This is a genomic window from Lacisediminihabitans changchengi (assembly GCF_016634425.1).
In the GTDB taxonomy this organism is placed as follows: domain Bacteria; phylum Actinomycetota; class Actinomycetes; order Actinomycetales; family Microbacteriaceae; genus Lacisediminihabitans; species Lacisediminihabitans changchengi.
Genome location: NZ_JAEPES010000003.1, coordinates 498127 through 523412 on the forward strand (window position 1 = coordinate 498127; position 25286 = coordinate 523412).

Below are 25286 nucleotides of genomic sequence, written 5' to 3' on the forward strand. Positions count from 1 at the left end.
TCCTCTCAGCTGTGGTCGGCTCCTCGCGGAGACCGACCCCCAAATCCTCCCACAGCGCGCGGGTCGGCTCAGCCCAGTCCTACCGCGCTACGCATCGCCTGGAAAACGGATGCCTCGCCCGGCAGCTCCGCGTCGGGCGAGGCATTCACGAAGATCCTCACCTGCACGAGAGCCTGGTGGGCGAGCATCTCGAGCCCTGGGATCACCGGGCCGGCCCACCCTGCCGCCAACACGGTAGGCCATGGCTCGTAGGCGACATCGAAGAGGGCACCCCCCGCCACAGTCACAGCCGCGAGGGCTGCCGGTCGGAACGAGAGCTCGGTTCCATTGGGTAACGTGCTGACCACGGCATCCGTCACGAATGCCGGGTCAAAGGTGCCCAGCGTCTCCACGGTCAACGCGAGGTCGAGCCGCTCGGCGAGGGAGATGAGCGACCCGAGCCGCTCGGGTGCCCGCACCGCCAGCGCCACCCGTTCGGCGCCCATCCGCTGCACCGCCACGAGAACCGAGGCGGCGGTCGCTCCGCCGCCGAGCACGCGCACCGAGCCGAGCCGCTCGATACCGACGCCGCGGAAAGCCTCGACGACGCCATGGACGTCGGTGTTGAAGCCACGGAGCTTCCCACCGTCGAAGAGGACCGTGTTGGCGCCGCCGGTGAGTTCGGCGAAGTGGTCGATACCGTGGAGCAGCGGCAACACGTCCCGCTTGAGCGGCATGGTCAGCGAGAGGCCGCGCCACGCACCGTCGCGAGACTCGATGAACGCGCCGAGGGTCTCCCCCGTCACGTCCTGGGCGTCATAGCTCCAATCGAGACCGAGCACGCTATAGGCGGCGGCATGCAACGCCGGAGACTTGGAGTGCGCGATCGGATGGCCTAGCACGGCCAATCGAGCACTCACTCCGGCGTGCTCAGTTGCAGCCACCGGGGTTGGCCTTGAGCCAGGCATCGAGCTGACCGATCGCGGCCTGGTGCTGCGCATAGGTATCGGAGAACGCGGACTCGCCGGTCGAGCAGTTCACCACGACAAAATACAGCCATTTGCCGTCGGCAGGGTGCAGGGTCGCGTCGATCGCCTTCTCCCCCGGGTTGGAGATCGGCCCGATGGGCAGCCCCGGATTGGCGTAGGTGTTGTACTTGTTCGACTTGTCTGCACGCTGCGCCGGCGTGGTGTTGATCGACGTGCTTCCGGCCCCGTAGCTGACCGTGGCATCCGACTGCAGGTTCATTCCCTGGGCGAGGCGGTTGTCCCAGACTCGCGCGACCTTGTAGAAGTCCTGCACGCTGCCGCCCTCCTTCTGGGTGAGAGCGGCGAGGGTCAGCACGCGGTTGCGGTCGGCCGGGGCGACGCCCGCGGCGTCCAGCACCGAGAACATCTTGGTCACCATCGTCTGCAGCATCGCGTGGGCGTCTGTGCCCGGATCGAAGCTGTAGGTGGCCGGGAACAGGTAGCCCTCGAGACTCGGAGCGTCGGCGGGCAGGCCGAAGGAGGCGAGGTCGGTCGAGGCCGCGGTGAGCTGATCCGCGGTGACACCGGTGCTCTCACTCAGGGCGCCGAGCCTCGAGATGACTCCCTTGACCGAGATGCCCTCCGGCAGTGACACCTGGGTGGTGACCTTATTGGCCGGATCGATGAGCGCGGCGAGAGCCGCCTTGGCACTCATGCGGCTCTTCAGCGCGTAACTACCGGGGTGGAAGCTCACATCAGGCTTCGTCAGCAACAGTTTGTAGAAGGCGTCGTAGCTCTTGGTGACGCCGTCCTTCGCGAGCGTCGTGGCGACATCCGCCCCGATCTGGCCGTTCGTGATGGTCACGACGACCTTGCCGGTGCCCGATCCGACGTAGTCGTTGGGCTCCTCGGTGCCGAGCACGTGACGGATCTGCGGGCCGAACGCAACGTACACCGCGGCCGTGCCTGCTCCGAGCAGCACGATCACGCTGAGTAGAGCCCACAGCCAGGTCAGCTTGCGCTTGCGCTTCGGAGCCGGCGGCAGTCCGTAATGATCGACCGGGGGCTCGTAGGTGCTGCGTTGGCGCGGAGCGGCCGCAGCGTCGTGAGCCTCGCGCAACTGCCGACGGGTCAGCGGACGATCGGGGGTCGACGATGCACCAGTGGGGATCTGCGGTGACCCCGGCTCCGGTGTTTTCGGTATCTGCGCACCTGGTTGGGAGGTGAAGATCTCGTCCCAGCTCGGTTCATCTGCCACGCGTTACTGTCCTTCGTCCGGGTCGAGGAGTGTTCCCGGGGTCAGTCCCCCAGAGCGCTCGAAGTCGAGGGCATGTTGCAAAATGATAACAGCGGCCACCTGATCGATGACCGGACGTTGCTTCTTGGTGTTGCGACCGGATGCCTGCAGCGCACGCCCCGCCGACACCGTCGATAGCCGCTCATCCACCATTCGCACCGGCACGCCGACAGCGGTGAACAGGTCACGCGCGAAGTCCTTCGCGTCTTGCGTCGACGCCGTCTCGTTGCCGGACAAGGCGAGCGGGAGCCCGACGACCACTTCGACGGCCTCCAGTTCGCGCGCGATCGCCACGATCCTGGCGACGTCGCCGGGTCCGCGCGCAACGGTCTCCACGGGGGTCGCGAGCATGCCGTGCGGGTCACTGCGGGCAACACCGATGCGGGCTTTGCCCACGTCGATGCCGAGCCGCACTCCAGTCCTCATCGACGGGTCTCCGTGTGCCGCGCGGTCAGCGCGGCAGCGCCGAACTGATCGCCTCGAGCGCGATGCCGATCGCCGAGACGTCGGAGCCGCCGCCCTGGGCCAGATCGTCCTTGCCGCCGCCGCCACCGCCGAGGATACCCGCCGCGGTCTTCGCCAGCGCTCCAGCCTTGGCGCCGAGCGAGCGAGCCGCCTCGTTGGTCGCGACGATCACCGCGGGCTTGCCGCCCACGCTCGCCGCCAGGGCGACCACAACAGCATCGGAGCCGAGACGACCGCGCACCGAGGTGACCAGGGTGCGGAGGTCGTCCGAGCTATTCAGCTCTCCGACGTTCTCGACCAGGGCGGTGACCGCACCGATTCGGGATGCTGCACCGACGAGAGCGGGAACGCGCTCGTTCAGCGCTGCCGACTCGAACTCCGCGATGCGCTTCTCCGCGGCCTTGAGGCTTGCGACCAGGTCGCTGATCCGCTCGGGCAGCTGCTCGCGCGGCGTCTTCAGGTTGGCGGTCAGCTCGTTCACGATGGCGCGCTCAGCGGCCAGATCGCGGAAGGCATCGATGCCGACCAGTGACTCGACGCGACGGTTCGATGACCCGATGGACGCCTCGCTGACCAGGTTGATCAGACCCACCTGCGAGCTGCGGGCGACGTGAGTGCCCGCGCAGAGCTCGAGCGACCACGGGCTGCCGATCTGGACGACGCGCACGGTGTCGCCGTACTTCTCACCGAACAGCGCCATGGCCCCGAGCGACCGGGCTTCGTCGAGCGGCATGATGCGGGTGCTGACCTCGAGGTCGTCTCGGATGGCGCCGTTGGCGATGTCCTCGATCTCGCTGCGGGTCTCGAGCGAGAGCGGCTTCGACCAGTTGAAGTCGAGGCGCATGTAGCCGGACTTGTTGTACGACCCGGCCTGGTGCGCTTCGGCGCCGAGTACCTGTCGCAGAGCCGCATGGATGAGGTGGGTGGCCGAGTGCGCCTGCTCTGCGCCCCGCCGATACCCGGGGTCGACGATGCTGCTGGCGGCGTCCCCCACTCCGACCTCGCCGCTGCGCACCTGCACCTTGTGGCTCACCAGTCCCTTGACCGGCCGCTGCACATCGAGCACCTCGAGGTCGAAACCGTTGCCGACGATGCTGCCCTGGTCGGCCTCCTGTCCACCGGACTCGGGGTAGAGCGACGTCTCCTGCAGGATGACCTCGACGATGTCTCCCACCACCGCGCGGGTGATGGACTCGCCGTCCTTGATGATGCCGAGCACCGACGAGTCGGTGTCGAGGAAGTCGTAGCCGGTGAAGATCGTCTCGCCCTTGGCACGGAATGCGCTGTAGACCGAGAGGTCGGCGAGGTGGCTCTTCTTCGACTTCGCATCGGCCTTCGCCTTGGTGCGCTGCTCGGTCATGAGCATATCGAAGGCGGCACGGTCGACGCTGAGGCCGGACTCCTCGGCGATCTCGAGGGTGAGGTCGATCGGGAACCCGAAGGTGTCATGCAGCAGGAATGCGGTATCGCCGGGCAGCTGCGCGGATCCCGCGGACTTCGACTTATCCACGGCGACGTCGAGGATGGTCGTCCCACTCGCGAGCGTGCGAAGGAAGGTCTCCTCCTCCGCGTACGCGAGGCGACCGATGCGGTCGTAGTCGGTCTCCACCTCGGGGTATGCCGCCTTCATCGCGTCACGCGATGCGGGGAACAGCGCCTCGAAGGTCGGCGCGTCGACGCCGAGCAGACGCATCGAGCGCACCGAACGTCGCAACAGGCGGCGCAGGATGTAGCCGCGCCCCTCGTTCGACGGCGTCACACCGTCGGACATGAGCATCAGGCTCGAGCGCACGTGATCGGCGACCACGCGCATCCGCACGTCGTCGTCGTGGTTCGCGCCGTAGGCGCGCCCGGAGAGCTCGGCCGCGCGGTCGAGCACCGGACGGATCTGGTCGATCTCGTAGATGTTCTCGACGCCCTGCTTGAGAAACGCGACGCGCTCGAGACCCATGCCGGTGTCGATGTTCTGCTGGGGAAGGTCGCCAAGGATCGGGAAGTCGTAGCCGCTTCCCGCGCCGCGCAGATACTGCATGAAGACGAGGTTCCAGATCTCGACGTAACGATCGTCACCGGTCGCCGGGCCGCCGTCTGCACCGTACGCGGAACCGCGGTCGAAGAAGATCTCCGAGTCGGGTCCGGCCGGGCCGGGCTGGCCGGTCGACCAGTAGTTCTCCGACTTGCCGAGGCGCTGGATGCGGTGCTCCGGCAGCCCGGCGATGCGCCGCCAGAGGTCGAACGAGACGTCGTCCTCCTCGTAGACCGTGACCCAGAGGTCTTTCTCCTCGAAGCCGTAGCCGCCGTCGGCTTCCGAGGTGGTGAGGAGCTCCCACGCGTAGGTGATCGCCCCCTCCTTGAAGTAGTCGCCGAAGGAGAAGTTGCCGTTCATCTGAAAGAACGTGCCGTGCCGCGGAGTCTTGCCGACCTCCTCGATGTCGAGGGTGCGGATGCACTTCTGCACACTGGTCGCGCGCGGGAACGGCGCCGGAACGAGTCCGGTGAGATACGGCACGAACGGAACCATGCCGGCCACGGTGAACAGCAGTGACGGATCGTCGCTCACAAGCGATGCGGAGGGAACGACGGTGTGTCCGCGCTCGGAGAAGAAGTCCAGCCAGCGCTGGCGGATGTCTGCGGTCTGCATGGTGTCCTGAATCAAAGAGGTCGCGCGGCGCGACCGGGAAAGATGGTTGAGCGGAGAAGCTGTGGGCTACGCCTTGGCGCGCAGATCGGCGATGACGCCCTCCGCGTCGGCGACCGCTGCACGCAGTTCTGCCTCGCGGGCCTTGTACCCGTCGACGACGGCGCCGGAGAACTCCTTGGCGCGGCTGTCGACTCCCTCAAAGAACTTCTTTCCCTCTGGCGTCTTGTTCAGCTGGTGCGCGGCGAGAAGGCCGACGGCCACACCGGCGGCGAGGATCAGGATGCTCTTCATAGGTTTCTCCCTCAGATGGTGAGACTCGACACTCGAGCCGGTACGACACGGTGCGAAGCGGATGCGCGGCGCACGACCGCACGGGAAAGCTTACTTCGAAGTCTCCGCGGCCTTCCGGCCCGGCCGGAGTCCGACGACCGCGACCCGCACGGCGGCGGTGAACCCGGCGAATTTGATGAGCGGACCACCCAGGGTGGCCGCGAACAGGGCGATCAGGGAGGAGACGTTCGCCGTCGCATCCGCGACCCCGCTGGTGATCGTGTCGACCCTGGCCAGCTGCTTGTTGGTCTCGCTGATGGTGGTGGTCGCCTCTTCGAGCAGCGGTGTGACGTTCTCGCTCAGCTCGTGGATGGCGCTTGTGGTCTCGTCGAAGACCTTGCCGAGCTTGAGCAGGGGAACCGCGAGCAGTGCCACCAGAACGGCGAAGATGCCCGCCGCGATGAGTCCGGCGATGTCGCCACCCGTCATTGTCGTTTCCCCATCCACGCGTGCGGCCATCCGTTCGAGTGGCCGAGCCTCTTACGTTAACGCAGAAAGGGCCGCAGCTTTCGCTGCGACCCTTCCTCGGTATTACTGAACTGCTGTACTGCTTTCGCGACTAGCGCGCTGCGTAGTACTCGACGACGAGCTGAACTTCACACGTGATCGGAACTTCGGCACGCTTCGGGCGACGCACGAGGCGCGCCTGCAGCTTGTCGATCTCGACCTCGAGGTAGCCGGGCGTCTTCGGCAGAACGTCGACGTGACCGCCGGCCGCTGCAACCTGGAACGGCTCCATGCCCTCGCTCTTCGGGTGGACGTGGATCAACTGGCCCGGCTTCACGCGGAAGGAGGGACGGTCGACACGCTGTCCATCGACGAGGATGTGACGGTGCACGATCATCTGACGTGCCTGTGCCGTGGTGCGCGCGATGGCGGCACGGACGACAAGCGCATCGAGACGCATCTCGAGCTGCTCAACCAGGTTCTCACCGGTCAGGCCTGCTGCGCGACGTGCCTCTTCGAACTGGATCTTCAGCTGCGCCTCGCGGATGCCGTACTGGGCACGCAGACGCTGCTTCTCACGCAGACGGACGGCGTAGTCGCTGTCGGTCTTGCGCTTGGTGCGGCCGTGCTCCCCCGGGGGGTACGGACGCTTCTCCAGGTACTTTGCTGCCTTAGGCGTGAGCGGGATGCCCAGCGCCCGCGACAAGCGGGTCTTGCTACGGGTACGTGACTGAGTAGACACGGTTTCCTTTCATCGGTCTTCGAGATCGCGCGCGGATGCCGCGATCCAGTGAAGAGGGATGTGCCACCGAGGAGGGTCCGGCTAAAGGACACTCTCCCCTTCAGTAATGATCTCCGCAGCAGCCATGCATGGAGATCCCCTGTGGGCCTGTAAATACTAACAGATCGCGGGCACCCGGCAGAAGTAGATGCCTGCGGCGTTCGGGCGCCGCGCGCCGGTCTCCGGCAGCCCGTCGCCCGGCCGCTCTAGATCTCGTCCAGCCGCCCTAGATCTCGTCCAGCCCCGCTAGATCTCGTCCAGCCGCTCGACGAAGTTGCTGAGCGCATGGTCACGCAGCACCGCGTCGCCCGCAAGGTCAGCGGCGGCCGCAACCTGCAATGGGAGCGTGCGCTTGTGCACCACCGCACGAGCGAAAACGGCTGCACCGGTCATCCGCTCGACATCGTCCGGGTCGAAAGCGCCGAGCAACTGGGCCACATCGATGGCAGGGTCGCCCGCGCAGGCCGTGTCGAGGTCGAGCACCCCGGCGATGCGCCCACCCAACCAGAGGAGGTTGTGCATGCCGAAGTCACCGTGCACGAACACCGGGCGGATGTCGCGCTCCACCTCCAACACGGCGGCCGCGGCATCGATGGCGGTTCGCCGCAACGTGCGCCCGAGCGGCGCGGCGATCCGCTCCACGACGGCAGGCCATTCCGGTCCCCCGCACCAGTCCCGCACCGGACGCAGGCCCGCCGAGACAGGCAGCGGTACGGAGCGCAGCTCGGCGAGCACTCGCGTGAGCTCGGGTCCGACGACATCCCACTCCTCGTCTTGGCGCCGACGCCCGGGCAGATAATCGATGGCACATGCCGTCCATTCGGTGGCGACAACCGGCCGTCCGATCGGACCCGGAGTCGGCACCGGCAGATCCAGCAGCCCCACGGCCGTCGCGTTGGCATGTTCGCGTCGGGCGCGGCGCTCGTGTCCGAGCCCGGTCGACACCCGGATGACCGCGCGGCCCGGAAATAGAGCGACCCGATGGTAGGCGCCGTAGCCCGGGATCAGCTCCGGCCACGGCAACTCGGGCCAGAACGGGGCGACCTCGCCCCACAGACCGCTGAGGTCTGCACCCGGGGAGAGATCGAGGCTGTTCATGGTCTCGATTCTCGACTACTCGCCTCGGATGATCCTGCGGAGCTTCTCGACGCGCGGACCAACGTCGCGTTCGTTGCCGTTCTCGCTCGGACGGTAGTACCGCGTGTCGCGCAATTCATCGGGCAGGTACTGCTGCTCCGCCACCCCGAACTCATAGTCGTGGGAGTACTTGTAGCCCTTGCCGTGGCCGAGCTTCTTCGCCCCTGCGTAGTGGGCGTCGCGCAGGTGCTTCGGAACCCGCCCGATCTTGCCGGCGCGGACATCCGCAATCGCCGCATCGAGCGCCATGTATGCGGCGTTCGACTTGGGTGCGGTGGCGAGATAGACGACCGCCTCAGCCAACGGGATGCGCCCCTCTGGCATGCCGACGTATTGCACGGCATCGGCCGCCGCCACCGCGATCACGAGCGCCTGCGGGTCGGCCATGCCGATGTCTTCGGCCGCGCTGATCATCACGCGGCGGGCGATGAAACGCGGGTCTTCCCCCGCCTCGATCATGCGCGCCAGGTAGTGCAGCGCCGCGTCGACGTCAGAACCGCGCACCGACTTGATGAACGCGCTGATCACGTCGTAGTGCTCATCGCCGTTGCGGTCGTAGCGCAGCAACGCACGGTCGACCGCCAGCGAGACGATGTCGACCGTGATGACCGGCTTTCCGTCGGCGCTTGCCGACGACTCATCACTGGTCGTGGTCGCCGACAGTGCCGCCGCCTCGAGAGCGGTGAGCGCACGGCGCGCATCGCCGGAAGCCAGACGGATGATCGCCGCCCTCGCCTCCTCGTCCAACACGACCCTGCCGAACAGCCCGCGCTCATCGCTGACCGCCCGGTCGACGAGAATGCCGAGATCCTCGTCGCTGAGCACCTCCAGCGTGAGCAGGAGCGAGCGGGAGAGCAGCGGTGAGATGACGGAGAACGACGGATTCTCGGTCGTCGCCGCGACCAGGATCACCCAGCCGTTCTCCACCCCGGGCAGCAGGGCGTCTTGCTGCGCCTTGGTGAAGCGGTGGATCTCGTCGAGGAACAGCACGGTCGACACGCCATACAGGTCGCGGTTCGACATCGCCTGTTCCATGACCTCGCGGACATCTTTCACGCCAGCGTTGACCGCGGAGAGCTCGACGAACCGTCGGCCGGAGCTGTGGGCGATGGCCTGCGCGAGGGTCGTCTTGCCGGTGCCGGGCGGTCCCCAGAGAATGACCGACACCGATCCGCGCTCTCCGGTCTGATCGGAGGCGAGACTGACCAGCGGGGAACCGGGGCCGAGCAGGTGACGCTGCCCGGCGACCTCGTCGAGACTGCGCGGACGCATACGGACGGCCAGCGGCGTCGCGCCTCCGCGAAGGCCGAGCTGGGCATCCACCATCCCTCAATCGTAGTTGCGGCCTCCGACACCGCCTGCCTCACTCATGAGGCTTCGTCCTATACAGTTCTGGAGGACATCAGCACCTGGAGGACATGTGGCACCGAGCAGGAACGCCGAGCGGGACGCACGCGAGGCACGGGACCGGCTGCGCCGGTACAACGCTCGACAGGCCGTCTTCGGTCACCAGGTAACGCGCCGCAAGCGCGACAACATCATCGCGATCGTCGGCGTCGTCGTCGTTGCGGCCCTCGCCACCGTCACCCAGGTGCTCTACTTCACCGCTGGCCCCGGCTACACACCGACCAGCTCGCCGTCCGCCTCCGCGTCTCCGTCGGCATCCTCCTCGCCCAGCGCCAGCCCGGAAGGCAAGAACACCGGCGACGTTCCCGCGAAGACCATCGCCGAAGACCGCGACTGGTCCGGCGAACTCGACCTGAACTCCGTGAAGCTCGGCATCACTCTCGACGGCAAGGTCGCGCCGCAAGCGACCTCGGCATTCATCTCGCTTGCGAAGAAGAACTTCTACACGACCACCGGAAAGACCTGTCACCGTCTCACCACCGGCGGCCTGAGCGTCATCCAGTGCGGCTCGGTCAACGGTGACGGCACCGGCGACCCCGGGTTCAGCTTCGGACCGGTCGAGAACGCTCCCGTCGACGGCGTCTACCCGGCCGGCACCATCGCGATGGCCCGCGGCACCGACCAGTACAGCAACAGCAGCCAGTTCTTCATCGTCTACAAAGACAGCACGCTCGACACCTCCGGCGGCGGCTACACCGTGTTCGGCAAGGTCACTAGCGGACTGTCCGACTTCATCTCGAAGATCGCGGATGCCGGGGTCGCCAACGGATCGACCGACGGCGCGCCGAAGGTGGCGACCTCGATCACCCGGCTCACGCTGAACTAGAGGTACGACTGGCGCCGATTTGCCCGCCAGGTGACCTCGGAGGCCGAGACCTCCTTCGCCGGGTGCAATAGGCTGGTGCCCGGCGATTTCCGCCCGAGCAGCAAGGTGAGAATTTTGGCTACAGACGATCAAGCTCCGTGGGGCCGCGTTGACGAGACGGGCACCGTCTTCGTGCGCGAGGCAAACGGCGATGGGCCGGCTACCGAACGCGCCGTTGGACAATACCCCGACGGCACCCCCGAAGAGGCGATGGCCTACTTCGTCCGTAAGTACGCAGAGCTCGCCGGTCAGGTGACCCTGCTCGAGCAGCGGATCAAGCGCGGCACCGCGGCCGCCGACGTCGCTAAGACGATCGCGCACCTCAAAGAGACCGTGGTTACGGCCAACGCCGTGGGCGACCTCGCCTCCCTCACCGCCCGGCTGAATGCGCTCGGCGGGGCCGTGAACGAGCTGACCGAGAAGCAGACCGCCGAGAATAAAGCCACGACGGATGCCGCACTCGCCGAGCGCGAAGCCCTCGTCGTCGAGGCGGAGACGCTCGCTGCACAAGACCCGGCCAAGGCGCAGTGGAAGCAGGTCAGCGCCACCCTCGACGACCTCTTCGCCCGCTGGCAGAAGCACCAGCAGGACGGCCCGCGCCTGCCGAAGAACGAGAGCAACGAGCTCTGGAAGCGGTTCCGTGCCGCGCGAACCACCATCGAGACGCACCGCAAGGCCTTCTTCGCCGAGCTGGACTCCGTTCACAAAGACGCGAGGACCAAGAAGACCGCTCTCGCCGAGCAGGCTGAGGCCCTCGTCGGGCAGGGGCAGGCCGGCATCCCGACCTATCGATCCCTGCTTGACCAGTGGAAGGCTGCCGGCCGCGCCGGCAAGAAGTTCGACGACGCGCTCTGGGCTCGATTCAAGGCCGCTGGCGACGAGCTGTATGCAGCCAAGTCCGAGGTCGACGCGATCGAGAACGAGGAGTTCTCTGCCAATCTCGAGCAGAAGCTGGCGCTTCTGACCGAGGCCGAGCCGCTGCTCACCGCCACCGACCGGGTCTCCGCCCGCAACGCCCTGATCTCGATTCAGCGACGCTGGGACGCGATCGGCAAGGTTCCGCGCGAGCAGGTCAAGCCGGTCGAGGAGCGCCTACGCAAGGTCGAGGCGGCGGTTCGCAAGCTCGACGACGATCACTGGCAGAAGAGCAACCCCGAGCGCATCGCCCGCGCCGAGGGTCTGGCCGGTCAACTGCAGGATGCGATCGCCAAGCTCGAGAAAGAGCTCGACGACGCGAAGGCCGGCGGCGACGCCAAGAAGGTCAAAGACGCGCAAGAGGCGCTCGACGCCCGTAAGGCCTGGCTCAAGGTCATCAACTAGTCACACCGGCCCTGCCCTGCACGGTGCTGGTTCTCTACAGGGCTGGTTCTCTACAGTGCTCGTTCTCCACCGTGCTGGTTCTCCACAGTTCCGCCGCGCAGCCGATGACACCGGTCGGCAGCGGCGGAACATGGGGAAATGCGACTGGCATCCGTCCTCTCCCCCGCCGACCTCCCGTCGGCCGAGCTCCAAGCCGCCCGACTCGATGGCGAGCTCTATCGGGTCGACGAGTGCTTCAGTCCGATCGATCAGCCGACCGGCCTTCACCACCGAGCCCTCGCACTCGCGGCGATAACCCCGCGCAGACTCATCGCCGAACTGCACAGCGCTGCCTGGGTGTGGGGAGCGCTCGATCAGCCGCCGTCGCGCCACCGACTGTGTGCAGACATCACCGCCCGCACTCGCCCACCGATCGGTCCGGCGATCCTGCGTGAGGTGGTTGTCGACGCAACGGATGTCGTCACCCTCGGGCCACTGCGCATCACGACGCCGCTCCGCACCGCCGTCGATCTCGCGCGCCTCGACCCCGAACCGCACCGCGAGGTGATCACCCGGCTGTTCGCCATCGGGGGGTTCGGGCTAGCCGACTGCGAGGCCCTCATCCAGCGACGCCGCAACCTTCCCGACAAACGGCGGGCACTACGCCGCCTACAGCAGGCTCAGCCGCCGGTGACGCGATAGACGTCGTAGACGGCATCGATGCGGCGCACCGCGTTCAGCACCCGATCGAGATGGGTGGTGTCGCCCATCTCGAACACGAAGCGACTGATCGCCAGGCGATCACTCGAGGTGGAGACCGAGGCCGAGAGGATGTTGACGTGATGTTCCGACAGAACCCGGGTGACATCCGACAGCAAACCGGCACGGTCGAGCGCCTCCACCTGAATCTGCACCAGAAAGACGCTCGAGGTCGACGGCGCCCACTCGACGTCGATCATGCGCTCCGGCTCGGTGAGCAACTCGGCCACGTTGTGACAGCTTGCCTGATGCACCGAAACCCCCGCACCCCGCGTAACGAAGCCCACGATCTCGTCGCCCGGCACCGGCGTGCAGCACTTGGCGAGCTTGACCAAGATGTCTGGCGCGCCCCGCACGAGCACGCCAGAGTCGCTCGGACGCAACGGCCGGGTGCGGCCCTTGCTCGGAAACTCGACCTCGGTGTCTTCGTCCTCCGCCTCGGTGCGAACGGCGGCGACCACCTTCTCGATCACCGACTGGGTGGAGACGTGCCCCTCACCGACGGCGGCGTAGAGCGCGGAGACATCCTCGTACCGCATCTGCGCGGCGACCTCGCTGAACGAGTCCTGACTCATCAACTTCTGTAACGGCAGGTTCTGCTTGCGCATCGCTCGGGCGATGGCGTCTTTGCCCTGTTCGATCGCCTCGTCGCGGCGCTCCTTGGTGAACCACTGGCGGATCTTGTTGCGCGCGCGGGGACTTTTGACGAAGTTCAGCCAGCCTTGGCTGGGACCCGCGTCGGGGTTCTTCGAGGTGAACACCTCGACCACGTCACCGCTCTGCAGGGTGGACTCGAGCGGCACCAGGCGGCCGTTGACCTTGGATCCCATGGTGCGATGCCCGACCTCGGTGTGCACCGCGTAGGCGAAGTCGACCGGCGTGGCACCGGCGGGCAGGCCGATGACTTTGCCCTGCGGTGTGAAGACGTAGACCTCTTTGGCACCGATCTCGAAGCGCAGGCTGTCGAGGAATTCATTCGGGTCGGCGGTCTCGGCCTGCCAGTCGCTGATGTGTGCCAGCCACGCCATGTCGGCGTCATCGTGCGAGTCAGAACTGGTTTTGCCGCCGTTGACCCGCTCCTTGTACTTCCAGTGCGCGGCCACACCGAACTCGGCGCGCTGGTGCATCTCGTCCGTGCGGATCTGGATCTCCACCGCGCGCCCCTTCGGCCCGATGACCGTGGTGTGCAGCGACTGATACAGGTTGAACTTCGGGGTGGCGATATAGTCCTTGAACCGACCGGGGATCGGATTCCAGCGTGCGTGGATCGACCCGAGCACCGCGTAGCAGTCGCGCACAGAGCCCACCAGAATCCGAATGCCGACCAGGTCGTAGATCTCATCGAAATCACGACCGCGCACGATCATCTTCTGGTAGATCGAGTAGTACTGCTTCGGTCGACCGACGACCTTGCCCTTGATCTTCGCCGACTTCAGATCGTTGTTTACGGCGTTGATCACCTGCTGCACGAATTCCTCACGCTGCGGGGTGCGCTGCTTCACCAGGTTCTCGATCTCGACGTACAGCTTCGGGTAGAGCACCGCGAACGAAAGGTCTTCGAGCTCCCACTTGATGTTCTGAATGCCCAGGCGGTGCGCGAGCGGCGCATAGATCTCGAGGGTCTCCTGCGCCTTACGACGGGACGACTCGGCGGGCACGAAGCCCCAGGTACGCGCGTTGTGCAGTCGGTCGGCGAGCTTGATCACCAACACGCGGATGTCTTTCGACATCGCCACGACCATCTTGCGCACGGTTTCGGCCTGGGCGCTGTCGCCGTACTTCAGCTTGTCGAGCTTCGTGACGCCGTCGACCAGCATCGCGATCTCGTCACCGAAATCGTGTCGCAACATGTCGAGCGTGTACTCGGTGTCTTCGACCGTGTCGTGAAGGAGCGCGGCCGCGAGGGTCTTCGGTCCGATGCCGAGGTCGGCCAGTATCTGGGCGACAGCAACGGGATGCGTGATGTACGGTTCGCCGCTTTTGCGCTTCTGGCCGCGATGCGCGAGCTCTGCGGTCGCATAGGCGCGCTCGATGATGCTGATGTCCGACTTCGGATGGTGCAGTTTGGCCGTCTTGATGAGGCGGTCAACGGCCCCCGCCGGTTGGGCCCGAGAGAAGATGCGGGGAAGCAGAGTTCGCAACGAATTGTTCGAACCGCCGGTCCCCGTGATCACGGGACCGGTGTCGCGCCCGGAATTCTTGGCCTCGGGCGCTGCCTGGCGCGGTGTGGTCTCGGTCATGCCAGCCTCCACTGCAAAGTTAGCACCGCACGCTGGACGTGCCGTGCCGGTTCGCTCTGAGCGGGACGCCTGCGGCATACCCCCGCACTGCCGCCCATCAGTCGACGCGTGGTGCGTCCTCGCCGTCCGTCTCGAGGGCGCCGCCGGCGTCGGCCCAGGCCATCATCCCGCCCTCAACGTTGATCACGTCGTAATCTTCGCGCAACAGAGCAGCCGTAACCCGCGCAGACCGCATGCCCGAGTGGCAGACCACCAAGACCTTCTGATCGGTCGGTACCTCGCCGAGCAGCTCATTCAGCCGCGACGTCGGCACCAGGTGAGCGCCGGGTGCGTGACCGCGATCCCATTCGTCCTGCTCGCGGACATCCATGAGCCAGGCTCCCTCCGCGACCGCGGTGATCGCATTCGCTGCACTGATCTCGGGGATGCCGGCCATGACTGCTTCTTCCGTTCGACGGGTGGTTCGGGAGGACTGCGCGGAACTACTTGGTGAGACTAGCCTCACGGTTCGCCAACGCCCGCTGATTGCGCTTCTTCACCGCGGGCTCGGTTCCACGCAACTGCGCGTATAGCGGCGCTGCGACGAAGATCGTCGAATAGGTGCCCACGATGATGCCGATGAAGAGCGCGAGCGAGATGTCGCGCAGCGTTCCGGCACCGAGGAGTACCGCTCCGATGAAGAGGATCGAGCCGACCGGCAAGATCGCGACGATCGACGTGTTGATCGATCGCACCAGGGTCTGGTTGACGGCGAGGTTGACCGACTCCCCGAACGTGCGCCGCGACAGGTCGCCGTCCTCCGATGTGTTCTCTCGGATCTTGTCGAAGACGACGACCGTGTCATACAGCGAATAGCCGAGGATCGTCAGGAAGCCGATGACCGCGGCCGGCGTGACCTCGATACCGAAGACGCCGTAGACGCCGGCGGTGATGACCAGGTCGTGAAGCAATGCGACGAGGGCAGCGACCGACATCTTCCAGGTGCGGAAGTAGAGTGCCATCACGATCGCGGCGAGAACCACGAAGATGATGAGACCGGTGAGCGCCTGGCGCGTGATGTCCTGACCCCAGGTCGCACCGATGAAGGAAGCCGTGACCTGCTTGCTCGGGATGTCGTAGGCCTTGGCCAGCGCATCCTTGACCTCGACGCTCTGGTCAGATGTCAGCTGATCGGTCTGGATGCGTACGGAGTCGTTGCCGACGACGGTGACGCGCGGGTTCTTGCCGGCAACGGTGTCGTTGACGGTGTTCTGGGCGAACGGCTGGTTGGTGTTCGCGGTGTTCGAGATCTGAAACTGCGATCCCCCGAGGAACTCGATGCCGAAGACGAAGCCGCCCCGGGCGATCGGAACCACGATCACGATGAGCAGAAGGAGGCCGGAGACCAGATACCAGACCTTGCGGCGGCCGACGATGTTGTACGAACGAGCGCCGGTGTAGAGGTCGTTGCCGAACTGGGAGAAGCTGGCCATCAGGAGTCCTTCCCCTTGGTGCGGCTAGTGGATGGCTGCGAGGCTGCGGCTTCGGCGGCCTTGCGCTCGGCAATCGTCTGGCGACGCTGAGCCTCGCCCGACGCCGCCGTCTTCTTGGCAGCGACCGCGGCGGCCGGCTCGCGGAACTGGGCACGCCCGCGGTACACCGCGCCGAGAGCCTTCGGGTCAAGCCCGCTGAATCGGTGGCCCTCCGCGAAGAACGGTCGCCGGGCGATCAGCTGAAGCATTGGGTGCGTGAACAGGGTGACCACGACGAGGTCGATCAGGGTGGTGATGCCGAGGGTGAGCGCGAAGCCCTTGACGTTTCCGACCGCGACGGCGAACAGGATGGCCGCGGCGAGAAAGTTGACGGCGTCGGACGCGATGATGGTGCGCAGCGCGCGCTTCCAGCCCGCCTCGACGGCCCCGTCGAGCGCCCGGCCATCCCGCAGTTCGTCTCGTATTCGTTCGAAGTAGACGATGAACGAGTCCGCCGTGATACCGATGGCGACGATGAGGCCGGCCACACCGGCGAGGGAGAGCCTGAACCCTTCTCGACCGGAGAGCAGAACGACGACAAGGTAGGTGAGCACCGCCGCCACCACCAGCGACGCGATCGTGATCGAGGCGAGGCTGCGGTACTGCAGCAGCGAGTACAAGACGACCAGGATCAGACCGATCAGCCCGGCGAGCAGACCACTCTGGAGCTGGGTCTTACCGAGGGTCGCCGTGATGGTCTCGTTGCTCTGCACCTTGAACCCGATCGGCAACGCGCCGAACTTGAGCTGGTCCGCAAGGGTCTTCGACGTCGCCTGGGTGAAGTTGCCGCTGATCTGGGGCTTGCCGTTGGTGATCACCGCGTTGGTGGTCGGCGCCGAGATGATGCGGCCGTCGAGCACGATGGCGAAACGGTTGCGCGCATCGGTCTGCGGGAAGGCGTTGAGTCGGGTGGTGACCGCGGCGAACTCCTTGGTGCCCTTGGCGTTGAAGACGATATTGACCGCCCACTGGCCGGTCGTCGCTCCCTGCGAGTTCTGCACCTGGCCGTTGGTGGCGTCGGAGATGGTCTCGCCTGCCACCTCGACCGGGCCGAGGATGTACTTGTATGCACCGCTGTCATCGCAGGTGATGAGCGGGATCTTCGGATCCGCGACGTTCGCCTTGGTCTTGTCGACGTCGGCGCAGCTGAAGGCATCGAACTCGGCCTTCAGCTTCGGGGTGACGTAGGCGAGGTCACTGCCGTTGGTCGGCTTGGTGCTCGGGGTCGCCTGGAGCGTAGTGAAATCGCTCGGCGTCGGGCTCGGAGTGGCCGAACCTCCCACGGCGCTGCTGGCCGCGGCATCCGTCACCAGCACCGGACGGAACTCGAGCTTCGCCGAGGACTCGATGCGGTTGATCGTCGCCTGATCCGGAATTCCGGGGATGCTCACGACGACGTTCTGGCTGCCCTGCGTGTTGATCTCCGCCTCGGAGACACCGCTCGCATCGATGCGCTGACGGATGATCGCCACGGCCTGATCGAGCTGCTCCGCCGTCGGAGCAGCCTGGCCAGAGGCCACCTGGGGCTGCAGGATGATTTCGGTGCCGCCCTCGAGGTCGAGCGCGAGCTTCGGCGTCCAGGTCGCCGCGGCGACCACCTTGCTGATATCCGGTCCCTTGGGATTCGCAGTGAAGAAGGCATTCGCCCCGTTTGCGATCGCGAGAAGAGCCGCGATGACCAGGAGCCAAACCAGCGAACGTGTCGCCTTCTTGACCGGGGTCGTTCTTGCCAAAGGGAACTCAGCTTTCTGTGAGCGGGGAGGTCAGCACGCGCGCAGGCTAGGGTGCAAGGCGAAACGCTGGAGCGGGGCCAACCCGAGGATCTCGAGCGGCCCCGTTCAGATTAGCGGTTAGTCTTCGAGCTTTTTTGCCGCACCGGTCTCGGGCGTCGACGCGGGTTCGACACGCTCGCCGAACTGCGGCTCTTTAACGGTCGACGAGGACTGCTCGGGTACGACGATGGTGGTCTCGCCGCCACCCTCGGATTCGAGCTCTTCCACGGTCTCGGGCTCGACGGTGTCGTCAGCGGCCTTGAGGATTGTGGACTTGTGGATCTTGATCACGTTGCCGGGAGAAATCTCGATGAACGCGAAGTTGTTCTCGTCGTCGAGCTCGGTGATCGTGCCGAACAGTCCGTAGTTGGTCATGATCTCCACGCCCGGAACGATCTGCTTCTGACGCTCGGCCGCCGCCTTGGCCTTCTTGCGGGAGGAGCGGAACTGGAAGATGACGAAAGCCACCAGTACAACTGCGATGAGGATAAGGGTGGGATCGAATTGCATGCGCGAAGGAACCTTCCGAGTTCTTAGGGAAACACGGGGAGTCTAACCCTGCGTGCTGAGTGGCCAGCTTGAATTATAGGTCATCGCCGAACAACGCCCCGTTCGACTGCGACAGTCCGAAATGGCGCCAGGCCAGCCGGGTCGCGACGCGGCCGCGGGGGGTTCGCGTGATCAGTCCGATGCGCACCAAGAAGGGTTCGACCACCGACTCGATGGTCTCCGCCTCCTCGCCGACCGAGACCGCGAGCGTGTTCAACCCCACCGGTCCCCCGTCGAAGCGGGTCAGGATGATCTCCATCACGGCTCGATCCAGGCGGTCCAGCCCGAGCTGGTCGACGTCATACAGCTCCAGGGCGGCCTGCACCGCGCCGAGTCCCGCCTCGTCGCCGTGCACCAGGGCGTAGTCCCGCACTCGACGAAGCAGCCGGTTGGCGATTCGTGGCGTTCCCCGGCAACGCCCGGCGATCTCGGCCAGAGCGGCACGATCGATCGGAAGGTCTAGGAGAAGGGCAGCACGGCTCAGCACCTGCTCCAGCTCCGGTTCCGAGTAGAACTCGAGATGCGCGGTGAAGCCGAAGCGGTCGCGCAGCGGATTCGGCAGCATGCCGGAGCGCGTCGTCGCGCCCACCAGGGTGAACGGTGCGAGATCGAGCGGGATAGAGGTCGCCCCTGCCCCCTTACCCACCATGATGTCGATGCGGAAATCCTCCATCGCGAGGTACAGCATCTCCTCCGCGGAACGCGCCATGCGGTGGATCTCGTCGATGAACAGGATCTCCCCCGGTACCAGCGACGACAACACCGCGGCGAGATCGCCGGCGTGTTGGATGGCGGGGCCGCTCGACATCCGCAGCGGTCTGCCGCTCTCCTGCGCCACGATCATCGCGAGCGTGGTCTTGCCGAGTCCGGGAGGGCCGGCCAGCAGAATGTGGTCGGGCGTGCGGTTCTGGATGCGTGCGGCCTCGAGCAACAGCTGCAGCTGCGCGCGCACCTTGGCCTGGCCGACGAATTCGGCCAGCGACTTCGGGCGGAGCGCCCCCTCGAAGGCGAGTTCGGCATCCGACTCTGGCGTGGGCCGCACGATGGCGACGGACGGGTCGTCGGACATGCTCACCTACTGCTCCCCACCGGGTCTGCCGACTGCGGTCCGAGACGCGACAGCGTGAGTCGCAACAACTGCTGCACCGTGTGCGGTTGGTCCGCCGCGGCTTGATCGGCGGATGCTTCGGCCAGAGCCTCGTCGACAGCCTGAGCCGCAACGCGCTCGCTCCAACCGAGCCCGACCAGTGCGACGAGCACACTCTCGGTCACGGTGGTCGCCGCCCGTGGCGCCGGAGCGCTGGATGCAAAGGCCTGGATCTTGCCGGTCAAGGACACCACGATGAGCTTCGCGGTCTTGGGGCCGATGCCGGAGACCTTGCGGAACGCAGCATCGTCGTCGGAGGCCACGGCTGCGGAGATCTGGCTCGGGGTCATCGCCGCCAGCACTCCCATCGCCGACTTCGGCCCCACGCCGGTGGTGCCACGGAGCAGGTCGAAGACCATGAGCTCGTCAGCATCCTGAAACCCGAACAGTGAGAGGTCGTCTTCGCGCACGATGAGCGCGGTACGCACCGTCGCCTCGGTGCCGATGCGCAGGGACAGGGCGTGCTGGGGGGTGACGTTGATGGAGAGACCGAGGCCACCGACCTCGATGACAGCAGTGGTTCCGGCGACACCGAGAACGGTGCCACGGACGGAGGAGATCATGCGCCAAGCCTACGTTTGGGCGCCGACTTTGCGGTCGAGCGCTCTGCGGCGAGCCATGCCTGCTGGGCCTGGGTCAGCGCTCCCCCGGCGGGAGCAATGACCGTTCCCCGCTTCCAGCCGTGGCAGAGCGCGATCGCGAGGGCGTCGGAGGCGTCGGCGGGCTTCGGCAGCTCCGCGAGACCGAGCACGCGGGCGACCATCGTCGCCACCTGCTGTTTGTCGGCCGACCCGTACCCGGTGACCGCCGCCTTGACCTCCGACGGCGTATGAAGGCCGACCGGCAGTCCGCGCTTCGACGCGTGATACAGCGCGATGCCGCTGATCTGGGCGACGCCCATCACCGTGCCGAGGTTCTGCTGGGCGAACACTCGCTCGATCGCCACGGCCGCGGGACGGTGAACGTCGAGCAGTCGCTCGATCTCCTCGCCGACCTCGAGCAGCCGCTTCTCGAGCGCCATGGTCGAGGGGGTGCGAATCACGACGACGTCGACCAGCACCGCGGTGCGGTTGGGGGCGACATCCACGATTCCGACGCCGCAGCGGGTGAGGCCGGGGTCGATCCCGAGCACCCGCACGGAGCCCACCTGAGTCGCTTATTCCTCGTCGAGCTGCGCCTGCACGTCGGCGGGCACCTCGAAGTTGCCGTAGACGTTCTGCACATCGTCGTCGTCGTCGAGCGCGTCGATCAGGCGGAAGACCTTCTTCGCCGTCTCGAGGTCGACCGCGATGGTGAGACCGGGGACGAACTCGACGTCGGCCGAGTCGTAGTCGATACCGGCATCCTGCAGGGCGGTGCGCGCAGCGACCAGGTCCTGCGGCTCCGTGACGATCTCGAACCCGGCACCGCGGTCGTTGACCTCTTCCGCTCCCGCGTCGAGCACCGCGCCCAGGATGTCATCCTCGTCGGTGCCGTCGGTCTTCGTCACCGAGATGACGCCTTTGCGGCTGAAGTTGTACGCGACGCTGCCCGGGTCGCCCATAGTGCCGCCGTTGCGGGACATGATGGCACGCACGTTGGCGGCGGCACGGTTCTTGTTGTCGGTGAGACATTCGATCAGGAGTGCGACGCCACCGGCGGCGTAGCCCTCGTACATGATGGTCTGATAATCGACGGCCTCACCGAGTTGGCCGGAACCGCGCTTGATGGCATTGTCGATGTTGGAGTTGGGAACAGAGGTCTTCTTCGCCTTCTGAACCGCATCCACGAGGGTGGGGTTACCGGAGAGATCTGCACCGCCCATCTTGGCGGCGACCTCGATGTTCTTGATGAGCTTGGCGAACGACTTGGCACGGCGCGAGTCTTTGATCGCCTTCTGGTGCTTGGTGGTTGCCCATTTGGAGTGGCCTGACATGCTGAACATTCTACCCGGCGAGGGTCGCGACGCCTCCCCCGCAGCCCGGCCCGTCGCGCCCACGGGTCGCGGATGACGTCGGCCCCCCGCATCGACTATCTGCCGGCACCCGGCAGAAGGCGACACTCGATTGGCCTCCGGGGGCGGGCAGCGTCTATCTCTGTCCGAAATGACGGAGAAATTGCTTCCTCATCTAATCCCATCGGGCGAGATGGGTCACCCTGACAGAATCTCCGTCATTTCGGACGCCTCCGCCCCGATCGCGGCTGATCGGAGCCCGCGCGATTCCGTCGTGCAGGCGCCCCGGCAGAACGGCTGCTCTCCACATCGTGAGTCGTCACCAATGGCTCTTCGCGCGCGGACGAAGCGCCATTCATGAAGACTCACCGGGAGGGTGAGGTCATAGGGTGAGAGAAACACGACGGAGGCTCAGCATGGACGCGCAGTCACTGCTTGCGGGACCGCGTGGCCGGCGCCTCCTGTTCGCCATTGGTCACCGGCTGGACCAGCAGGTATGGAATCTCGGCCTTATTGCCGCCTGGGCTCCGGATGATGTCGCCGCTCGCTCCGCCTTCTGCGAGGCGATCGCGACTCTGGTGCCAGCCCCGGCCCGAGTGATCTCGAATGTGGTCGAGAGGTTCGAACTGGCATCCCTCCGAGAATCCGTCGATCGGGCGATGTACTGGCAGGCGCCCGACGACGAAGACGCGCTGCTCGCGAGGCCCGAATGCATCGAGGCTTTACGCACATTGGCAACGGCCGTCAGCGCCGCGCCCGGAGCCCAGTGGTGGGAGTCCCCCTGCGCAGCCGAGTCTCAACGGATCGTCGCCTTCGACAATCCGGGGCGGGATAAGCAAGAGTCGCGCTGGGACTTCTCCGAGCGACTCGCGAACTGGAGCATCCGGACGATCGACGACGAAGCCAGCGCACCTGAATTAGCCGTGCCGGTGACCGAGCGCATCAGCGGACCGTGGTGGTCCATCCCCAATTTCACCGGGCTTGCCGTGACCACCCGCGAGCTGACCCGGGGAGGGCCCATCGGCCTCACCCTTGTCGAGGACGGATTCGGATGGACCGACGCGGAGGCCACTCCCGTGTCGGTGGCACCCTCAGCGCGGGTGCTCGAGATCGAGGGTCCGGAAGCTTGGATTGGGCTGGTCGAACGGTTCCCGCTCGAAGTCACGCGATCCCGCCGGCACAACTGGTGGAGGGCGACCGGGGTCGACGGCCGATGGTTCATTCCGGACTGGCTCGCGGCATCCACTGTCTTTGACGGAGTGCACCTCACCGTCGCTGGATATCTCGCCACGGCCGGACGAGCGCTCCCGGTTGCCGGCGGTCACACCGTACTGGCGAACTTCAACCCCGACGAAACGTACTGGCTGGCTGACATGGTGCGGCCGAATGGTTCGAAAGAGGGCTGGCATCGCGACCGTGAAGAGGAACCGTGGGAGCACGCCGCCAACGTTCCGTAACTCGCCCCCACTGAGTTGCCCGAAAATGCAACGTTTCGGGCGCTCACACCTGCATATTCGGGCAACTCAGTGGTTGCCAGGCGCGCGAACTACTCCCGCGCGCGCACCTTCCGCAGGAAGTACTCATGAAACCGCGTGTCCCCGGTGATCTCCGGGTGGAATGAGGTGCCCAGCAGATTGCCCTGCTCGACGGCGACCACGCGGCCATCCGCCACGGTCGCGAGCGCGGTCGCGGCGGGCCCGGTCTCCTCGACGATGGGCGCGCGGATGAACACCGCGTGCATCGCGGGCTCCCCGAGCTCCGGGATGTCGAGGTCGGTCTCGAAGGAATCCAACTGAGAGCCGAACGCATTGCGCCGTACCGCCACATCCAGACCGCCCAGGCTCTGTTGCCCGGGGATACCGTCGAGGATGCGGTCGGCGAGCATGATGAGGCCCGCGCAGGTGCCGTAGACCGGCATACCCGAACGGATGGCGTCCTTCAGCGGATCCGCGAGCCCAAAAGCCCGCGACAGCTTGTCCATCACGCTCGACTCCCCACCCGGGATGACGAGGCCGCGCACCTCGGCAAGCTCGCTCTCCCGACGGATCGGCCGGGCATCCGCACCCAGCGAGGCGAGAACCGCGAGATGCTCGCGGAAGTCGCCCTGCAGGGCGAGAACCCCGACCGGAACGGCGTCGGAGGTCACCCGAATTACCAGCCGCGCTCGGCGAGACGGTGCGGCGCGGCGAGGTCGGCGACGTTGATGCCGACCATCGCCTCGCCCAGCCCGCGCGAGGTTTCGGCGATAACGGCCGGGTCGTCGAAGAAGGTGGTGGCCTTGACGATCGCGGCTGCACGCTTCGCCGGGTCGCCCGACTTGAAGATGCCGGAGCCGACGAACACGCCGTCAGCACCGAGTTGCATCATGAGTGCGGCGTCGGCCGGCGTGGCGACTCCGCCCGCGGTGAACAGCACGACGGGGAGCTTGCCGGTGCGCGCGATCTCGACGACGAGCTCGTACGGTGCCTGCAGTTCTTTCGCCGCGACGTACAGCTGGTCGTGCGACATCGCGGTCAGCGCGGCGATCTCGCCCTTGATGGTGCGGATGTGCTTAGTCGCCTCGGAGACGTCGCCGGTGCCGGCCTCGCCCTTCGAGCGGATCATGGCCGCGCCCTCGTTGATGCGACGCAGCGCCTCACCGAGGTTGGTCGCGCCACAGACGAACGGAACGGTGAAGGGCCACTTGTCGATGTGGTTGACGTAGTCGGCCGGCGACAGCACCTCGGACTCGTCGATGTAGTCCACCTTGAGGGCCTGCAGCACCTGTGCTTCGACGAAGTGGCCGATGCGCGCCTTGGCCATGACCGGAATCGAGACGGCGGCGATGATGCCGTCGATGAGGTCGGGGTCGCTCATGCGCGCGACGCCACCCTGCGAACGGATGTCTGCGGGCACGCGCTCCAGCGCCATGACGGCGACGGCGCCCGCCTCTTCGGCGATTTTGGCCTGCTCGGCGTTGACGACATCCATGATCACGCCGCCCTTGAGCATCTCGGCGAGCCCGCGCTTCACACGGCTCGAGCCGATTGTCTCGGAATTGTTGGTCTGGGTGTCGTCACTCACGATTGCCTCTCTTGTGCCTCGGTGGGTTTCGAGGCCATTTCATTGTATTGCGGGCGCGGGTGCCCGACGATTCCGGTGGTGCTGCATTACGCGGCCGGCCAGGCTCCCGCCACTTCCGCCCGCACCTCACCGAGCAGGCGCGGTACCGCCTTCGTTCCGGCAATGATGGGGAAGAAGTTCGAGTCGGTCGCCCACCGTGGCACGATGTGCTGGTGCAGGTGCCCGGCGATGCCGGCCCCGGCGATCTTTCCCTGGTTCATGCCGATGTTGAAGCCATCGCAGTGTGAGGTCGCGGTCAGCACCCGCATGGCGATCTGGGTCAGGCTGCCCATCTCGGCGACCTCGTCCGCATTCGCCTCGTCGTAGGTGGCGATGTGGCGGTACGGCACGATGAGCAGATGACCGGAGTTGTAGGGGAACAGATTGAGCAGCACGTAGCAATGCTCTCCCCGCGCCACGATCAACGCCTTCTCGTCGGACATCGATGGTGCGACGCAGAACGGGCACTCCTGTTCGTGCGGGGTGGGCCCTGCCTCGATGTAGACCATCCGGTGTGGGGTCCACAGGCGCTGGAAAGCATCCGGAACCGCGGCGAAGTCGGCGGATGACTCGATGCTCACCTCGCCGAAGCTGGCATCACCGATGACGGGATCGCTCCCGTAGGCGTCCGCCGCGCGGTCCCCCGTCGACTCCATG

25 protein-coding genes are annotated in these 25286 nt (G+C 66.2%); 4 read left to right on the forward strand and 21 right to left on the reverse strand.

The features are described from left to right. Positions 1–68: 68 nt before the first annotated feature. The 9 genes from IV501_RS10675 to IV501_RS10715 form a co-directional block, all read right to left on the reverse strand. Positions 69–899, reverse strand: a complete 831-nt coding sequence (locus IV501_RS10675; RefSeq protein WP_307812168.1) for a shikimate dehydrogenase family protein — start codon at positions 897–899, stop codon at positions 69–71. Between the two features lie 10 nt (positions 900–909). Next, positions 910–2205 carry an endolytic transglycosylase MltG gene (gene mltG, locus IV501_RS10680; RefSeq protein ID WP_307812167.1) on the reverse strand — a complete coding sequence of 432 codons (1296 nt, stop codon included), beginning with the start codon at positions 2203–2205 and terminating at the stop codon, positions 910–912. A 3-nt stretch (positions 2206–2208) separates the two neighbouring features. After that, positions 2209–2670 carry a Holliday junction resolvase RuvX gene (gene ruvX, locus IV501_RS10685; protein WP_200555072.1) on the reverse strand — a complete coding sequence of 154 codons (462 nt, stop codon included), beginning with the start codon at positions 2668–2670 and terminating at the stop codon, positions 2209–2211. Positions 2671–2695: 25 nt separating this feature from the next. Further along, positions 2696–5350 (reverse strand): alanine--tRNA ligase, encoded by a 2655-nt coding sequence (gene alaS, locus IV501_RS10690; RefSeq protein ID WP_200555071.1) that lies wholly within the window; start codon positions 5348–5350, stop codon positions 2696–2698. 66 nt (positions 5351–5416) lie between these two features. Then, positions 5417–5641 (reverse strand): hypothetical protein, encoded by a 225-nt coding sequence (locus IV501_RS10695; RefSeq protein WP_200555070.1) that lies wholly within the window; start codon positions 5639–5641, stop codon positions 5417–5419. 90 nt (positions 5642–5731) lie between these two features. Further along, on the reverse strand, positions 5732–6109 hold the full coding sequence (locus IV501_RS10700; RefSeq protein ID WP_200555435.1) for a DUF948 domain-containing protein: 378 nt from the start codon (positions 6107–6109) through the stop codon (positions 5732–5734). Between the two features lie 130 nt (positions 6110–6239). After that, positions 6240–6869: a 30S ribosomal protein S4 gene (rpsD, locus tag IV501_RS10705; RefSeq protein ID WP_200555069.1), complete on the reverse strand. Its 630-nt coding sequence runs from the start codon at positions 6867–6869 to the stop codon at positions 6240–6242. 285 nt (positions 6870–7154) lie between these two features. After that, positions 7155–8006, reverse strand: coding sequence for a phosphotransferase family protein (locus IV501_RS10710; protein WP_200555068.1), 852 nt, complete (start codon positions 8004–8006; stop codon positions 7155–7157). A gap of 15 nt (positions 8007–8021) precedes the next feature. Next, positions 8022–9371 (reverse strand): replication-associated recombination protein A, encoded by a 1350-nt coding sequence (locus tag IV501_RS10715; RefSeq protein ID WP_200555067.1) that lies wholly within the window; start codon positions 9369–9371, stop codon positions 8022–8024. Between the two features lie 94 nt (positions 9372–9465). Here IV501_RS10715 and IV501_RS10720 point away from each other — a divergent pair, with 94 nt between their 5' ends. The 3 genes from IV501_RS10720 (at position 9466) to IV501_RS10730 (ending at position 12318) form a co-directional block, all read left to right on the forward strand. Continuing rightward, a complete protein-coding gene (locus tag IV501_RS10720) occupies positions 9466–10278 on the forward strand; it encodes a peptidylprolyl isomerase (protein ID WP_307812166.1) in 813 nt (270 codons plus the stop codon). A 114-nt stretch (positions 10279–10392) separates the two neighbouring features. Continuing rightward, positions 10393–11637, forward strand: a complete 1245-nt coding sequence (locus IV501_RS10725; RefSeq protein WP_200555065.1) for a DUF349 domain-containing protein — start codon at positions 10393–10395, stop codon at positions 11635–11637. A 138-nt stretch (positions 11638–11775) separates the two neighbouring features. After that, on the forward strand, positions 11776–12318 hold the full coding sequence (locus IV501_RS10730) for a type IV toxin-antitoxin system AbiEi family antitoxin (RefSeq protein ID WP_200555064.1): 543 nt from the start codon (positions 11776–11778) through the stop codon (positions 12316–12318). On the opposite strand, the gene IV501_RS10735 is transcribed toward IV501_RS10730, so the two are convergent. The 9 genes from IV501_RS10735 to IV501_RS10775 form a co-directional block, all read right to left on the reverse strand. Beyond that, the gene (locus tag IV501_RS10735) at positions 12297–14615 is read right to left on the reverse strand and encodes a RelA/SpoT family protein (RefSeq protein ID WP_200555063.1); all 2319 of its coding nucleotides are present in this window, start codon (positions 14613–14615) and stop codon (positions 12297–12299) included. The two genes, IV501_RS10730 and IV501_RS10735, sit on opposite strands and share 22 nt — an antisense overlap. A 97-nt stretch (positions 14616–14712) precedes the next feature. Beyond that, positions 14713–15051, reverse strand: coding sequence for a rhodanese-like domain-containing protein (locus tag IV501_RS10740; RefSeq protein WP_200555062.1), 339 nt, complete (start codon positions 15049–15051; stop codon positions 14713–14715). A 46-nt stretch (positions 15052–15097) separates the two neighbouring features. Then, complete coding sequence (gene secF / locus IV501_RS10745) at positions 15098–16087, reverse strand: protein translocase subunit SecF (protein ID WP_200555061.1); 990 nt, start codon at positions 16085–16087, stop codon at positions 15098–15100. After that, positions 16087–17859 carry a protein translocase subunit SecD gene (gene secD / locus IV501_RS10750; RefSeq protein WP_200555060.1) on the reverse strand — a complete coding sequence of 591 codons (1773 nt, stop codon included), beginning with the start codon at positions 17857–17859 and terminating at the stop codon, positions 16087–16089. The genes secF and secD overlap by 1 nt, the downstream gene beginning before the upstream one ends. Before the next feature lie 117 nt (positions 17860–17976). Beyond that, entirely contained in the window at positions 17977–18408 is a 432-nt protein-coding gene (locus tag IV501_RS10755) for a preprotein translocase subunit YajC (RefSeq protein ID WP_200555059.1), read from the reverse strand. Positions 18409–18481: 73 nt separating this feature from the next. After that, the gene (gene ruvB, locus IV501_RS10760; protein WP_200555434.1) at positions 18482–19516 is read right to left on the reverse strand and encodes a Holliday junction branch migration DNA helicase RuvB; all 1035 of its coding nucleotides are present in this window, start codon (positions 19514–19516) and stop codon (positions 18482–18484) included. Between the two features lie 2 nt (positions 19517–19518). Further along, on the reverse strand, positions 19519–20157 hold the full coding sequence (ruvA, locus tag IV501_RS10765) for a Holliday junction branch migration protein RuvA (protein WP_200555058.1): 639 nt from the start codon (positions 20155–20157) through the stop codon (positions 19519–19521). Further along, the gene (gene ruvC, locus IV501_RS10770; protein WP_200555433.1) at positions 20154–20732 is read right to left on the reverse strand and encodes a crossover junction endodeoxyribonuclease RuvC; all 579 of its coding nucleotides are present in this window, start codon (positions 20730–20732) and stop codon (positions 20154–20156) included. The genes ruvA and ruvC overlap by 4 nt, the downstream gene beginning before the upstream one ends. 18 nt (positions 20733–20750) lie before the next feature. Continuing rightward, positions 20751–21509, reverse strand: coding sequence for a YebC/PmpR family DNA-binding transcriptional regulator (locus IV501_RS10775; protein WP_200555057.1), 759 nt, complete (start codon positions 21507–21509; stop codon positions 20751–20753). Between the two features lie 434 nt (positions 21510–21943). Between IV501_RS10775 and IV501_RS10780 the strand changes: the two genes are divergently transcribed. Continuing rightward, entirely contained in the window at positions 21944–22984 is a 1041-nt protein-coding gene (locus tag IV501_RS10780; RefSeq protein ID WP_200555056.1) for a hypothetical protein, read from the forward strand. 89 nt (positions 22985–23073) lie between these two features. Here IV501_RS10780 and pdxT read toward each other — a convergent pair whose 3' ends face one another. The 3 genes from pdxT to IV501_RS10795 form a co-directional block, all read right to left on the reverse strand. Further along, positions 23074–23673: a pyridoxal 5'-phosphate synthase glutaminase subunit PdxT gene (gene pdxT / locus IV501_RS10785; protein ID WP_200555055.1), complete on the reverse strand. Its 600-nt coding sequence runs from the start codon at positions 23671–23673 to the stop codon at positions 23074–23076. A gap of 5 nt (positions 23674–23678) precedes the next feature. After that, positions 23679–24590, reverse strand: coding sequence for a pyridoxal 5'-phosphate synthase lyase subunit PdxS (pdxS, locus tag IV501_RS10790; RefSeq protein WP_307812165.1), 912 nt, complete (start codon positions 24588–24590; stop codon positions 23679–23681). A gap of 86 nt (positions 24591–24676) precedes the next feature. Beyond that, a complete protein-coding gene (locus IV501_RS10795) occupies positions 24677–25285 on the reverse strand; it encodes an HIT family protein (RefSeq protein WP_200555054.1) in 609 nt (202 codons plus the stop codon). Position 25286 lies beyond the last annotated feature (1 nt).